The organism is Streptomyces beijiangensis (assembly GCF_017315755.1).
Classification (GTDB): Bacteria; Actinomycetota; Actinomycetes; order Streptomycetales; family Streptomycetaceae; genus Streptomyces; species Streptomyces beijiangensis.
In genome coordinates, this window is the sequence record NZ_JAFLRJ010001629.1 from 1 (window position 1) to 206 (window position 206).

1 pseudogene is annotated in these 206 nt (G+C 68.0%); it reads left to right on the forward strand.

The features are described from left to right. Positions 1 to 206: pseudogene (locus J0695_RS42980) on the forward strand (formate dehydrogenase accessory sulfurtransferase FdhD); the annotation flags it as partial.

The following is a 206-nucleotide window of genomic DNA, read 5'->3' on the forward strand; positions in this document are numbered from 1 at the left end:
CCCCGGGGGACGACTTCGCGCTGGCCGTCGGCTTCCTGGTGAGCGAAGGAGTCCTGGCGACGGCATCCGATCTGCGGAACGTCGTGTACTGCGCGGGCGCGACCGCGGACGGGTCGAACACGTACAACGTGGTCGATGTGCAGACCGCCCCGGGTGTGCGGATCCCGGACATCACACTCGAGCGCAACGTGTACACGACCTCGTCC